We start from the raw sequence: 13,754 nt of genomic DNA, 5'->3' as shown, positions 1-13,754 counted from the left end.
TACTGAACTTTAGCAAGTTCATAAGTTATCACTCCCTTCGGTCGTTAGAAGTTATAACCAACAGCCTTTTTGGACAAGAAGAAACTACTTTTCATGCTATGAGAAGAGGAGAAATAACCCTTCTGCAGCCCATGAGGGGGGAATGGTTTATTTTGTAAACTAAAGTTAAATATTTGTTTTTTGAGGGAAAAAAGTTTGGTTTATAAAATAAACTATGTTATCTTTGTGCCCGAAATCATGATTGTGAAGAGTGATGTGGTTTATAAAATAAACTAAGTGTTCTACCGGACTCCTTTATTATATAAGGAGTCGCAAACTAAAAGAAAAATGGAAGAAAAGAAGATTTCTGAGCAGGAGAGCCTTGAGCTCATCAACCAGATGATAGAGCAGACAAGAAGGGATTCGACAGTAGGTTCGGGCAATACGTTCCTGATTTGGGGTTATGTGTGTATGGTCGTGTCGCTTGCTGTCTTTGTTGCGGCATATACAGGTCCTGGAGCCTGGGGATGGCTTTACTTGGGCATTCCCGTTATGGGTGGCGTCGCCACGCTGATAGCTGGAAGAAAGAAAAAGAATGTGCCTTCTACGTACACCTCGAAGAGTATCAACAGTATCTGGGCGTGCCTGGCAGGTGTGTTTGCCGCCTATGCCGTTTACAGTCTCGGGTATTGGGCCGAGATGGAAGGCTGGTCGGGAATGTTTCTGCTGGGATTGTTGCTGCCCGGTATTGGAACCTACTGCACCGGCACCATTCTGAAGGAAGAGCTGCTGAAGCTGTGCGGCTTGATAGGTGTCATGATGGGAGTGGGCTTCCTGCATGACTTATGCACGGGCGCAGTGATTAGCCTGGCATGGCCGATGCTGATGGCGGTTTCCTCGGCGATAACGCTTGTCGCGCCAGGACATTATCTGAACTATCAATCAAAAAAACAGCGTAAATGATGCAGGAACTGAATCCTCTATTACACAGTCAGTTGAGACTTGCCATCATGTCGGTGTTGCTGAGTGCTGAAGAAGCCGACTTCGTGTATCTGAAGGAGAAAACGGAGGCTACAGCGGGCAACCTGAGTGTGCAGTTGGACAAACTTGCCTCGGCTGGCTATATCGAGAAGGAGACTGACGGCTCGGGCTCCAAGCCGAGAACAGTCTGCAGAATGACTGAGGCTGGCCGACAGGCCATGCAGGAATATGTAGCGGCGCTGAAGACCTATTTCTCGGGTCTTTGATGCTGAGAATGAAAAAAATGCTGCCATCTGACGGGTTCTCTGACCTGACCGATGACAGCATTTTGCTGTTGGGAGGGTGTTATTGTTTGTCGGGCGAATCAGAACTCTCTTTGTCTATTTCGCGGAAAAGGCCGAAGAATCTGTTGCCAGCCCAGATGATGCCGGCAATCAGGGCTATGGAGACTAAGCCCCTCAAAAATCCACTCAGCAAACCAGGCAGACTGTCCCAGAACGGAAGATAATGTACTCCGAACCCTACAGCTATGGACAACACCAATGTGCCGACGATGAGGAGTTTCTCGTTCCGGATAGTGGGCGAAGGGGCTTCTACTTCTACCAGGTTTCGCAACTTGTATATCTTGTAGGTAAAGAATATGCAATTCAGAACCAAAAGGGCTAAGCATGTTATCATTCCGCCTAAGAAGATGCTCTCGCTCTCTATCCATTCCGCACAGCCGGCCCATATAAAGAAGAGTGCATAAACAACAGACTGCAGGCGACCGCAAAGCGACAGGCAGCGTACTTGCCGGGCGTTGACTATCTTGACGAATGGCAGATCGGAGGCCGACGGATGATAGCTGTGACGGAAGCTGAGACCTGTGCTGACTGTGCCGCAGATGGCGATGATAAGACAAGAGTGCCATTCCTCGGCTGCGACATGAGTGATGTTTACGATGGTGAGGAGCCAAATGGCAAGCAACAGGATTCCGATGACGTACTCGAAAATTCTGACACTTGCTGTGCGATAAATCTTGACTTGTGCGAAGATGCTGTCCTGCTCCTCGTCATCGCTGGCACTGAACAGGTCGAGCGCAAAATGCAACAGTTTGTTTTTCATTTGATTCAAATTTTATTTAACTTCTATAACTTCCATGCATGCGAAACTTCAGTTAAGTATTCGTTGCAGTTTTCTTTTTCTTAGGCAGTCTGCCTGCTTTGCGCAGCGCTTCGGAGATGATCCATTGCAACTGGCCGTTGGTGGAGCGGAACTCGTCAGCAGCCCATGCCTCAATGGCGCTCATCGTTTCCGAATCGATGCGTAATATAAAACTTTTTGTAGTTGTCTCTTTTTTAGCCATGCTGTTAATGATTCAATGTACCCGTATTCACCACAGGCTGGGCGGTGTCGTCGCCACAGAGCACTACGAGCAGGTTGCTGACCATGGCAGCCTTCTTGTCATCGTCCAGCTCGACTACTTCCTCGTCGCTCAGTTTCTGCAATGCCATCTTCACCATCGAGACAGCGCCTTCCACAATCTTCTCTCTGGCAGAGATGATGGCTGAAGCCTGCTGACGACGAAGCATCACGGCGGCAATCTCCGGAGCATAAGCCAGATAGTTGATGCGAGCCTCTACCACCTCGATGCCTGCCATCGCCAAACGCTCGTCGATGCGAGCCTCCAACTCCTTGTTGATTTCGTCGCTTCCATCACGAAGCGTTTTCTTGCTGCTGTTGTCGTCCTCGTCATCGTCGTAGGCATACTGTCCTGCCACCTGTCTGAGAGCTGCATCTGCCTGAATCTGAACGAAACGGCCCAACATATTCATCACCTGTGCGGCAGAGGCTCCGACGCCAGCCTGGCCGACAGAACCTTCTGCCATCGTCTGGGTGTCGATCTCGAAAATGGCTTTATAGGTATCTTTCAGTTTCCATACCAATACCATGCCGATCATGATGGGGTTGCCCGTCTTGTCGTTCACCTTGATGGGTTCGGCATCGAGGTTGCGCACTCGGAGCGAGAGTTTTTTCTGACTGATAAACGGATTCAGCCAATAGTAACCTGGCTGGGTAAACGTACCACGATACTTACCGAAGAAAAGCAGTACGCGTGCCTGTCCTGGCTCTACGAGGATAAAACCGCAAACGCAGATGATGCTCAGGATGAGGAGCACTGCGCTGCTGATGCCGCATACACAGGCCTGCCATGTTTCTTCTGACAGGCAAGCCAATACAAACATTCCTATTCCTGTCAGGAAGACGAGAAGGTTGATCACTAACATCAGGATGCCATTTATGGTCTTGCCCTGAAATGCAAATTCCTTATTTTCCATATTTTACTGTTTATGTTGATATCATTTTGATATCGCAAAAATATGATATTAAAATGATATCACAATGGTAGAGGCGAATGTTTTATAATACTTTAACAAGAAAAGGCCGCTGAGACGATTCTCGGCGGCCTTTTTTTATGGGAATTACTCCCCCTTATTCTTCCTCTTCTTCCTCGGCATCGAGGGGAATGGGTTCTTTCTTTCCGAAGTCGGGGTCGATCTTGAGGAAGGCGGTGACTACGAAGGTGATGGTGCAGCACGCCATGACGATGATGAAGAACAGGCGATAACCCACCATGTCCTTGAGATAGCCCGAGAGCATGCCGGGAAGCATGAGGCCGAGATAGGAAATGCCCGTACAGATGGAATAATGGGAGGTCTTGAATTTGCCCTGGCTGTAGAAGAGCATGTAGAGGGTGAGGACGGTGAAGCCCAAGCCATAGCCGAACTGCTCGACAAACAGACAGGAGGAAACCACGATGAGGTTGGAGTTGAGCGAGTAGCTCAGGAAGATGTAGACAGCATCGGGCAGCGTGATCGCCATGACCATGGGCCACAGCCACTTCTTCATGCCGTCGCGGCTCACCAGGATGCCGCCGATGATGCCGCCCAGGAGGAGTCCGATGAGTCCGACGGTGCCATTGGCGAAGCCATATTCCTGGGGCGAGAGTCCCAGTCCGCCCTGTGAGTTGGGGCGGAGGATGAAGGTCTTGGTCATGGTGTTGAGCAGGGCCTCGGGGAATCGATAGAGCAGGAGGAAGAGCATGACGCAGATGGTTTCCTTGACGGGGAACTTCTGGAAGAACGTGCCGAACATGTTCTTCAGTTCGTGAGCCACTTCGCCCACGCTCCGTTCGGTCTGCACATCGTCGGCAGGACGCGGCATGAAACGGCTGTGATAGAGCCACAGCGCGATGAAGATGCCTGCCAGGCCATAGAATATCAGCGCCCACGAGAAGCGTATCTGGTTGCGGAACACTACCTGCAGGACGCCTGCCAGCGACACTAAGACGCCGTTGACGAAGATGATGGCAAGCCGGTAGAAGGTGTTGCGCAGACCCACATACTTGGTCTGGTTGTGCCCGTCGAGCTCTATCATGTAGAATCCGTCGGCAGAGATGTCGTGCGTGGCGCTGCAGAAGGCGATGAGGAAGAAGAAGCACATCGTGGCCTGAAACCAGAATGCCGTGGGGATGGAGAAGGCGATGCCTGCCAGGGCTGCTCCGATGAGCGCCTGCATGGTGAGCACCCACCAGCGCTTGGTCTTCAGCAAGTCGATGAACGGACTCCACAGGGGTTTGATGACCCATGGCAGGGCCAGCCAGCCTGTGTAGAGGCCCACCTCAGAGTCGGTGAGTCCCATCTGCATGTACATTACGACAGAAAGACCCGTGACAATGATGTTGGGCAGTCCTTCTGCAAAATATAAGGTTGGAATCCAAGCCCAGGGACTCCTGCTGTTTTTATTTGTTGCCACTTTTTTGTAAATGTTTAATGAGGAGATTTTTCAAGAGTTTTTTCAGGAGTTAAAGGAGTTACTCCTTAACTTCTCTTATTTATATACTTTCTTGATTTCGGCTCCCTGATAGTAGTGCAACAGGATGGCGTCGTAGTCGAAGCCTTCCTCGCCCATGACGGCGGCACCTATCTGGCAGAGTCCCACACCGTGTCCCCATCCGGCTCCGATGATGTCGAAGCGCTGCGGAACGCCTTTCTCGTCGATGTCGCATCTGTCGACCACGAATGCAGAGCTGTAGAGATGGGTGTCGCTCAGGGCACGGCGTATCTCGAGTTCCTTGCCGATGACAAATGTCTTCTCGGTGCCCACGATGCGCAGTTTGCTGATGCGTCCGCTCTTGCCTCGCTCTTCGGCCTGAAGGTCGAGGATGTCGCCGAAATTCATTTTCAGTTTCTCGTCGAGCAGCTGCTTCAGCTTCTCCTGGGTCAGCGTCACCTTCCAGCGGTAGAAGTCGGCTGTTTCCTGGTCGTAGTCGTTGAGCACCTGCGAGAGTATCTTCTTGTCTGTGGTGTTGCAGAAGGCAGGAGGGTTGGAGCGGATCCAGGCATCGGCAGCAGCCTCGTCTTGCAGCGAGGGCAGTGGGGCTGGGGCTGCGGAGCCGACAGACTTCACGCCCTGTATGATGTCGCGCACGCTGCTGAGATAGTTTTTCGGTGTGTCCTCCCAGCAGTACTGGAACTCCTCGGTGACGCCGCCGCAGCACTTCGAGAAGCGTGCGTCGCAGATGTCGTCGCCGTCCATCAGGATCTGTCCCTTGGTCTGCCGGATGGCTTCTGCCACATGGGGCGAAGTCTCCTTGGTGATGCCCTGATAGCGCTGGCAGTGGTCGTCGGCGCAGACGTCGAAGATGGTGTGGTCCTCGCGGTCGTACCAGCGTATGAGTCGGTCGTCTTTCTTGACAAAGGAGAAGAAGTTGTTGCCCGACTCAGCCACCTCGCGGCGCTTCTTCATCTGTGCCAGGAGCCACGAGCGGGAGATGACGGCATGGGCCTTGAGCAGCTCGAGGCTCGACGTGGCGCTCATCTCGCTCGAGATGACGCTCTCGAGGTATCGTTCTACGGGCAGCTCGTTGATGGCGCATATCTTGTCCGACTCCACTACAAAGTGCAGGGTGCCGAGGAAGGTCTGTGTCTCCTTGCGTTCCCAATGGAAGTTGACGCCTATGGTCACGTCGCTGAGCGAGAAGGAGGCGTCGGCGCTCTGCGGATGGAAGGTGAGCGAGCTGTACTGGTTGCCGTTCCACAGGATGCCGCCCTCGGAGAACGCCACTTCCTGTTCGCCCGTCACCATCTCGCCCTTGGCCAGGTAAGGCTTGTTGAGCGAGAAGTGAATCTTCTGTCCGCTCACGATGCCCACGTTCACGTTGGGCTGTTTGCCCTTGTCGGCGAGCAGCTGGAGCGGATGCTCGTGAGCGGTCGCGGCAGAGGCCTTGAGATTGCTGACGATGGCTTCCATCTTCTCTGCCGAAATGCCGCACTCGCGCAGCAGGGCTGTGGCTTTGTCGAGGTTGATCTTACTGAAGTCTTCCTCGCGCGGAGTGATGATCAGTCCTGCCATGTCGAGTGCTCCTGGCGAAACCATCATCTGGGCCTCGCCTTCGGCGAAATAGGCGTCAGGGCGGTGCTTCTCTCTCGGGATGACGACGCTGATAAACTCGTCGCCTTTTCGCCAGGCGATGATGTTCATCATGGGCTCGCTCTCGTCGCCACGCATCGGCATGGAGCGATAGAGGCGATGGAAGAGTTCCTCGTCGCTGTCCTCGCTCTTCGAGATGATGACGAAGGCAGGCACGAGGAAGTCGCGCAGCACGGAAATCTTCTCCTCGTCGTTGAGCGAGATGACGTCGGAGAGGTTGCGCGAGAGGCGTTGCCAGTTGGTCTGCAGGGGCAGCACGCCACTTGTGCCAGCCTGGAAGTGCAGGTGGTCGGGGGCTGAGGCGCCACACTTAGGACCGTTGTAGAACACCATCAGCTCGCTGTGGAGCGACAGCAGTCTGTGCATCTCGCCATAATGGCGGTAGATGGATTGTGGCTGGTGCTTGGTGGCGGGAATGGTGAAGTGGACCGGCAGGATGGGGAAGGGGTTGACCAGGAGCTGGAAGTGGTCGTCTATCTGTTTGGTCATCTGTTCCTTGGGGCGGTTTCGCTCGCACAGGAAGCAGGGGCGCTCGCCGAGTGTGTGCTTGTCTATCTTGGCGCCTGTGCTGACGATGCGTGCAGGATTGAACTGCACCTTCAGCTGGTCGGAGAGCTGGCGCACCTCTACGTGCTTGAGGTCGCGGAAGCGGTGGCGTGCGTCTTCCCACATCTCCAACTGTCGGTTGAAGAAGCGCGAGATGCTGCTGTCCTCCATGATGTCGGCCTTGCCCTGCAGCATCTGCTGTCGGGCCTTGAGCTCCATGGTGCGCAGGCGGTCTTTATATAGGTTGTTGGCATTCACCCGCTCCACGCTGAGGGCTGCGTCGCTGTTGCCACCCCAGCGGCGGCAGAGATAGAGCTCGTCGTAGATGCGGCCTATGCGGTAACGGCGCGAGAAAGCCAGTCCCAGGGCGTAGTCTTCGCCATAGGAGGTGTTGGGGAACTGTATCTGTCGCACCAAGGGTGTGAAGAAGGCGCGTGGTGCTCCCAAACCATTGATGCGCAGGGCGTTGTTGCAGCCGTTGTCTTCGGTCCATTCCTTGTGGTCGATGAGTCCCGGGGGCAGGGTGTTGAGGTCGAAGTCGCACATGCGGTACGAGCCGATGATCATGGCTGCCTTCTGCTCGTGGAAGGCGTCGACGATCTTCTGCAGTGTCTTGGGTGAGGAATACAGGTCGTCGCTGTCGAGCTGTACGGCGAACTTTCCGCAATGGTCGCTGTTGACAGCCACATTCCAGCAGCCGCCGATGCCCAGGTCGGTGCGGCCGGGCACAATCTGTATCAGGCGCCCGTCGTCTATCGAGTCGAGGATTTCACCGGTGCTGTCGGTGGAATGGTTGTTGACTACGATGACATTATAGGGGAAGTTGGTCTTCTGGGACAGGGCGCTCTTCACGGCGTCGGCAATGGTCTTCTCGCGATTGAACACGGGAATGACGACAGAGGCCTCGCAGGCGAAGTCCTGCTCGTCGAAGTCGGGCTGGCGGTAGAAGTTGGTGTCGACGATGGCTCCCACCTTCTCGAGATGGGCTGTGCAGGCACGCTCCATCTCAATCTGTACCTCGCGGTTGCGCGGATTGACATAGTCGAACTGTTTTTCGCCGCTCTTGCGGGTGTCGAGCTCGGCCTCGGTGTAGAGATATTCGTTGAGATGGAATATCTCGCCCTTTCTGCTCAGATACAGGCGTAGGTCGTAGAGTCCGGCATACTGATAATCCACACGGTCGGTCTGCGCCACATAGTCGAGCAGCGCCTGCGACTTGATGAGCCACAGGCTGCCGAAGTCGAAGTCGTCGCGGAGGCTTCCTTCCTGATAGTCGATGGCGGGATGCTTCGTCAGGGCGCCTTCCTCCAAGGAGTAGTGGTCGCTGTAGACCATCACCGCTCCCGTGTCGTCGGCAGTGCGCAGAAAGCGTTCCAGGGCATAGAGCCCCCAGCGCACCGACGTCATCCTGGTGCACAACAGCAGATAGTCGGCATCCGTGTTCTCGGCTATGCTCATCACCGTGTTGGATGACTCCATTCTGTCGATTACTACAAAGGTACAGCCTTCGGGCACTTGGTGCTGCGAGGCAAAGTCGCTGCTTACCAGCAGATTGATATGTTGAACCGTCTTGTTCTCATGAAGCTCGAGCAGCGTTTCTTCACCCTTCTCCAAGGCTTCAAAAGGCAAGAAAAGGTCTATTTTTTCTCTCATTTTTGCTTATTATCTTAAAATATGTGGCAAAGATAACAATTTTTCGGCAAAAAAGCGTATCTTTGCACTATGAATAACGAAAAAAAATATCTTCTCGGTCTGACACTCGCCGAACTGAAGCAGGTGGCCAAGGATTTGGGCATGCCTGCCTTCACCGGTGGACAGATGGCAAAATGGCTCTATCAGCAGCATGTGAAGAGCATCGACGAGATGACGAACATATCGAAAGCCAACCGTGCCAAGCTGGCTGAAGAATACGAAATAGGATGCTTCGGATATTCCGACGCACAGCACTCGGTAGACGGAACCATCAAGTATCTGTTCCCCACACGGAGCGGAAAGTTTGTCGAGACGGTCTACATCCCCGACAAAGACCGCGCCACGCTTTGTGTATCGTCACAGGTGGGGTGCAAGATGAACTGCCTGTTCTGTCAGACAGGAAAGCAGGGGTTTGAGGGCAGTCTGCCTGCAGGCGACATCCTCAACCAGATATACTCGCTGCCCGAGGTGGACAAGTTGACAAACATCGTGTTCATGGGGCAGGGCGAGCCAATGGACAACCTCGACAATGTGCTCCGTGCCACGGACATCCTGACTGCCGACTATGGTTGGGCATGGAGCCCCAAGCGCATCACCGTCAGTTCGGTGGGCGTGAAGAATAAGTTGAAACGATTCCTCGAGGAGAGCGAGTGCCACGTGGCCATCTCCATGCACGACCCGATACCGGCAGAGCGTGCCGAGCTGATGCCGGCAGAGAGAGGAATGGGAATAGAACAGGTGGTGGAACTGTTGCGCAACTACGACTTCTCGCATCAGCGCCGACTCTCGTTCGAATACATCGTCTTCAAGGGGCTGAACGACAGCATGCAGCACGCCAAGGCCATCATCAGGCTGGTGAAGGGGCTCGACTGCCGCTTCAACCTGATACGCTTCCATCAGATTCCCGACATCCCGCTGCAGGGAGTGAGCGACGAGAAGATGGAGCAGTTCCGCGACTATCTGACCCAGCACGGTGTGTTCACCACCATCCGCGCCAGCCGTGGACAGGACATCTATGCTGCCTGCGGACTGCTGAGCACATCGAAGAAGATAGGAGAGATAAGACAGCATGAGAACGAACAGGCTTAGTGCTGCGCTGTGCTGCCTGGCGCTGACACTCGTCGGCTGCGATGGCATGGGTGGAAGAAAACCCGCAAGCACCGGGCTGCCCTACGAGGTGGTGCTGGAAGGCGACAGCGACAGCATCGTGACCCGGATGATGACGGCCGATATGTCGCATCTGCCACAGCCCGAACCGATGTTCAGCCTTATACAGGTGAGGAAGGGAAAGGTGCGCGGAAGCTACCAGCTGGTGAGAAACCGCATCGTGGTGGACATCAATGCCCATAACAAAGGCTATGCCGTGAAGATGAGGAAAGACGTGAGTGCCGTGCCGCAGACCGTCGTCTACATACAGGCACAGTCGGCTGAACAGCTTCGCCACAGGCTGGACGGCGGGAAGCTGAGGAGCCTCTTCGACACATCGGAGCTACGGCATCTTGCCACCGTCGTGCCACAGAATCCCGACAGACAGAAGGAGATGAGGCAGCGCTTCGGCATCAGCATGAGGATTCCTGCCTCGATGAATGCCGGTAAGCAAGCCAAAGACTTCGCATGGCTCACCGACAATGCCAGCACGGGAATGCAGAGCCTGATATTCTTCAAGACCAAGAGCCACGGCCGGAGCCGTGACGACCTGAAGGCCCAGGCCGACAGTGCCCTGAAGCGAAACCTGCCCGGCGAGACCGACGGCATGTACATGCAGCTTGCCGACATGAGCCAGGCCGACAGGCAGGGAATGAGGCGGGGACTGTGGGAGATGAAGGGCGACGCCATGGGCGGACCCTACGTGATGAGGACACGGGGCAGCATGGCTGTCATTGGCTTCGTCTATGCGCCCGAAAAGAAAAAGAAAATACTAATCAAGCAGCTCGAGGCTGCTCTTTCTACAATAAAATAAGAATCCAAAATGGACAACAAGAAAATCAGGGTGGCTATCACCCATGGAGATACCAATGGTATCGGATACGAACTGATCTTTAAAACCTTTGCAGAGCCCGAGATGCTGGAGCTTTGCACGCCTATCGTCTATGGCTCGCCCAAGGTGGCAGCCTACTACCGCAAGGCCATGAACCTGCCCGCGCAGTTCTCCATCATCCAGAAGGCCGAAGACGCTGAGGAAGGACGCATCAACCTTCTGGCGGCTGTCGAGGAGGAGGTGAAGGTGGACATGGGTGTGCCTACAGAGGAGTCGGGACAGGCCGCGGTGAAGGCACTCGACAGAGCCATGACCGACTTCAGAGACGATCTGTATGATGTGTTGGTGACAGCACCTATCAACAGTCAGAACGCATTCATCGAGGGCTTCGCCTTCAAGGGACACAAGCACTACATCGAGACCTGTCTCGGTGAGGGAAAGAAGGGACTCAGCATCCTCGTGGGCGATACGCTGCGCATCGCTTCGGTGACGGAGAAACTGCCGCTCAAAGAGGTTGCCGCACAGATCACGGCAGAGAAAATCGTAGAGAAGGCAACCCTCTTCCAGCAAACCATCAAGCGCGACTTCAACATCAGCAATCCACGTATCGCCGTGCTGGCACTCAACCCCAAGAACAATGAGGAGACAAGCTGCGGAAACGAGGAAATGGAAATCATCATTCCAGCCATCGACGAGCTGGCAGGCAAGGGCGTACAGGTCTTCGGACCTTATCCTGCCGACGACTTCTTCGGCAATGGCGACTTCAGAGAGTTTGACGGTGTTCTGGCCATGTATCACGACCAGGCCACAGCTCCATTCAAGTCGATCAACGACGGACGGGGCGTTATCTATACAGCAGGAATGCCTGTCATCCGAACCAGCGCTGATATCACGCCCGGATACGAGATTGCAGGTACAAATACAGCCGATGAGTCTGCCTTCAGAAATGCCGTCTATCTGGCCATCGACACCTTCAGATATCGCAGCAGTTACGACGAGGCCTGCGAGAACCCACTGCCCAAACTCTTCCACGAGAAAAGAGACGACAGCGAGAAGGTGAGATTCGCTATTCCAAAGAAGAAAGCGGATTCGCCAGAGGCTAAACGTTAAAAAAGGACTATTTTCAAGCCAATATTGCAGTTAATTCAAAAAAAATGCGTAATTTTGGCAGCTAAATGAATACATCTGAACTTCAGAAGATCAAATTGAGGTACAATATCGTAGGCAACAGCGACGAATTGAACCGAGCTCTCGATGTCGCCCTGCAGGTGGCACCGACTGATCTTTCTGTGCTCATCATCGGAGAAAGCGGCGTGGGAAAGGAAATCATTCCGAAGGTCATTCACGACAATTCTCCACGCAGACGGGAGAAGTATTTCGCCATCAACTGTGGAAGCATTCCTGAGGGAACCATCGACAGTGAGCTCTTCGGTCATGAGAAAGGTTCGTTCACCGGAGCCATAGGCGAGAGCGAGGGATATTTCGGCATCGCCAATAAGGGAACCATCTTCCTCGATGAGGTGGGCGAACTGCCCATCGCCACACAGGCAAGACTGCTGAGAGTGCTCGAGACGGGAGAATACATACGCGTGGGCGGACAGGAAGTGCGCAAGACGAATGTGCGCATCGTGGCGGCTACCAATGTCAACATGAGAAAGGCCGTCAGCGAGGGACGCTTCCGCGAAGACCTGTACTATCGCCTCAACACCATACCCATCATGATGCCGCCTCTGCGAGAGAGGGGGAACGATATCCTGCTCTTGTTCCGACTCTTCGCCATGCAGATGGCCGAGAAGTACAAACTGCCTAAAATTGTGCTTACCGATGACGCCAAGGCCATCATGCTGAAATACAAATGGCCTGGAAACGTGAGACAGCTCAAGAACATTACCGAACAGATGTCGGTACTGAGCGAGGAAAGGGAAATCGACGCACAGACGCTGCTCAGGTTCATTCCGCAAGACGAGGAGACCACACAGTTGGCTACCATCGCACCAGGGCAGGGAGGAACCCACAGCTATGAGAGTGAGCGCGAACTGCTCTACAAGATTCTCTACGAACTGAGGGGCAACGTTAGCGACCTGCGGCGCGACATGAACTCGCTGCGCAAACAGCTCGACGAGGCACGACAGCTCAACGGAGCCAAAGGCTTTGCCGAACCACAGCCCCTGACACCCATAACCCCCATAAGCTATCCAGCCCCTGTCGAAAAGGAAAGCGAGGCGTTGCACCATCCATTCACAGAGGATGCCGAAGTGGAGGAAATACATGAGGCGGAAACGCTCAACCTCAACGACCTGGGCAAGCAGATGGTGGAGAAAGCACTGGAACGCAACAACGGCAACCGAAAGAAAGCTGCCAAAGAACTGGGAATATCCGACAGAACTCTGTATCGACGCATCAAGGCATACAAGCTCGGCGACAACGACGAGGCTGAGGACGACGATGGCGACGATGTGAAGAAATAAAAGAAGCCAAGAGGCTAAGACGACAAGAAGAAAATAACAAAATGAAGCATCTCTTCAAGCATATATATATAATAGGTGTAATCTTCGCCATTATCGCCACCACGGCTGCATGCTCGGTAAAGTATGCCTTCAATGGTGCCAGCATCGACTATACCAAAACCAAGACCATAGAGCTTGCCGAGTTCCCTATTCGCAGCTCCTATGTCTGGGGACCTATGGGACCGATGTTCAACAATCAGTTGAAGGATGAGTTCGCCAGCCACACCCGACTGATACAGGTGAAGCGAAATGGAGACCTCAAGATAGAGGGAGAAATCACACAGTACAGCCAGCGAAACAAGTCGGTATCGAGTGAGGGATACTCTGCACAGACTGAGCTGTCGATGACTGTCAATGTGAGATTCACCAACAACAAGAACCATGCCGAGGACTTCGAGCGCCAGTTTACCTCTACCAAGAGCTACGACACAACGCAGAGTCTGAACGCCGTACAGGAAGAACTCGTCACACAGATGGTGAAAGACCTGGTGGAACAGATCTTCAATGCTACCGTGGCCAACTGGTAAATGAGTAAAGGGTGAAGAATCAAATGCCGACACTCTGTATATAAAGATTAGGAAATAAAATATAACGCGAAA

General features: G+C 53.7%; 12 protein-coding genes. 7 read left to right on the top strand and 5 right to left on the bottom strand.

Annotated features, from left to right (window positions below):
- Window positions 1-327 precede the first annotated feature (327 nt).
- Both F7D20_RS01045 and F7D20_RS01040 read left to right on the top strand, forming a co-directional pair.
- Window positions 328-942, top strand: a complete 615-nt coding sequence (locus tag F7D20_RS01045; protein ID WP_158462410.1) for a hypothetical protein — start codon at window positions 328-330, stop codon at window positions 940-942.
- Complete coding sequence (locus tag F7D20_RS01040) at window positions 939-1,226, top strand: winged helix-turn-helix domain-containing protein (RefSeq protein ID WP_158462409.1); 288 nt, start codon at window positions 939-941, stop codon at window positions 1,224-1,226. The genes F7D20_RS01045 and F7D20_RS01040 overlap by 4 nt, the downstream gene beginning before the upstream one ends.
- A gap of 79 nt (window positions 1,227-1,305) precedes the next feature.
- On the opposite strand, the gene F7D20_RS01035 is transcribed toward F7D20_RS01040, so the two are convergent.
- From F7D20_RS01035 to F7D20_RS01015, 5 genes are all read right to left on the bottom strand, one after another.
- Entirely contained in the window at window positions 1,306-2,064 is a 759-nt protein-coding gene (locus F7D20_RS01035) for a hypothetical protein (RefSeq protein ID WP_158462408.1), read from the bottom strand.
- 52 nt (window positions 2,065-2,116) lie between these two features.
- A complete protein-coding gene (locus F7D20_RS01030; protein ID WP_158462407.1) occupies window positions 2,117-2,305 on the bottom strand; it encodes a DNA-binding protein in 189 nt (62 codons plus the stop codon).
- Window positions 2,306-2,309: 4 nt separating this feature from the next.
- Window positions 2,310-3,278, bottom strand: a complete 969-nt coding sequence (locus F7D20_RS01025; protein WP_158462406.1) for an SPFH domain-containing protein — start codon at window positions 3,276-3,278, stop codon at window positions 2,310-2,312.
- Between the two features lie 154 nt (window positions 3,279-3,432).
- Window positions 3,433-4,755 (bottom strand): MFS transporter, encoded by a 1,323-nt coding sequence (locus F7D20_RS01020; protein ID WP_276505520.1) that lies wholly within the window; start codon window positions 4,753-4,755, stop codon window positions 3,433-3,435.
- Window positions 4,756-4,830: 75 nt separating this feature from the next.
- Window positions 4,831-8,631, bottom strand: coding sequence for a DUF4922 domain-containing protein (locus F7D20_RS01015; RefSeq protein ID WP_158462405.1), 3,801 nt, complete (start codon window positions 8,629-8,631; stop codon window positions 4,831-4,833).
- 69 nt (window positions 8,632-8,700) lie between these two features.
- Here F7D20_RS01015 and rlmN point away from each other — a divergent pair, with 69 nt between their 5' ends.
- From rlmN to lptE, 5 genes are all read left to right on the top strand, one after another.
- On the top strand, window positions 8,701-9,759 hold the full coding sequence (gene rlmN, locus F7D20_RS01010) for a 23S rRNA (adenine(2503)-C(2))-methyltransferase RlmN (RefSeq protein ID WP_022252271.1): 1,059 nt from the start codon (window positions 8,701-8,703) through the stop codon (window positions 9,757-9,759).
- Complete coding sequence (locus tag F7D20_RS01005; RefSeq protein WP_158462404.1) at window positions 9,740-10,630, top strand: DUF4837 family protein; 891 nt, start codon at window positions 9,740-9,742, stop codon at window positions 10,628-10,630. The genes rlmN and F7D20_RS01005 overlap by 20 nt, the downstream gene beginning before the upstream one ends.
- 9 nt (window positions 10,631-10,639) lie before the next feature.
- The gene (locus F7D20_RS01000; RefSeq protein WP_158462403.1) at window positions 10,640-11,758 is read left to right on the top strand and encodes a PdxA family dehydrogenase; all 1,119 of its coding nucleotides are present in this window, start codon (window positions 10,640-10,642) and stop codon (window positions 11,756-11,758) included.
- 65 nt (window positions 11,759-11,823) lie between these two features.
- A complete protein-coding gene (locus tag F7D20_RS00995; protein ID WP_158462402.1) occupies window positions 11,824-13,116 on the top strand; it encodes a sigma-54 interaction domain-containing protein in 1,293 nt (430 codons plus the stop codon).
- 41 nt (window positions 13,117-13,157) lie between these two features.
- Window positions 13,158-13,682, top strand: a complete 525-nt coding sequence (lptE, locus tag F7D20_RS00990) for an LPS assembly lipoprotein LptE (RefSeq protein ID WP_022252275.1) — start codon at window positions 13,158-13,160, stop codon at window positions 13,680-13,682.
- The last annotated feature ends 72 nt before the right edge of the window (window positions 13,683-13,754 follow it).

This window comes from Segatella copri (assembly GCF_009495355.1).
In the GTDB taxonomy this organism is placed as follows: Bacteria; Bacteroidota; Bacteroidia; order Bacteroidales; family Bacteroidaceae; genus Prevotella.
Note: the sequence above shows the minus strand (reverse complement) of the source record. Positions and strands in the feature narration are given on the sequence as shown.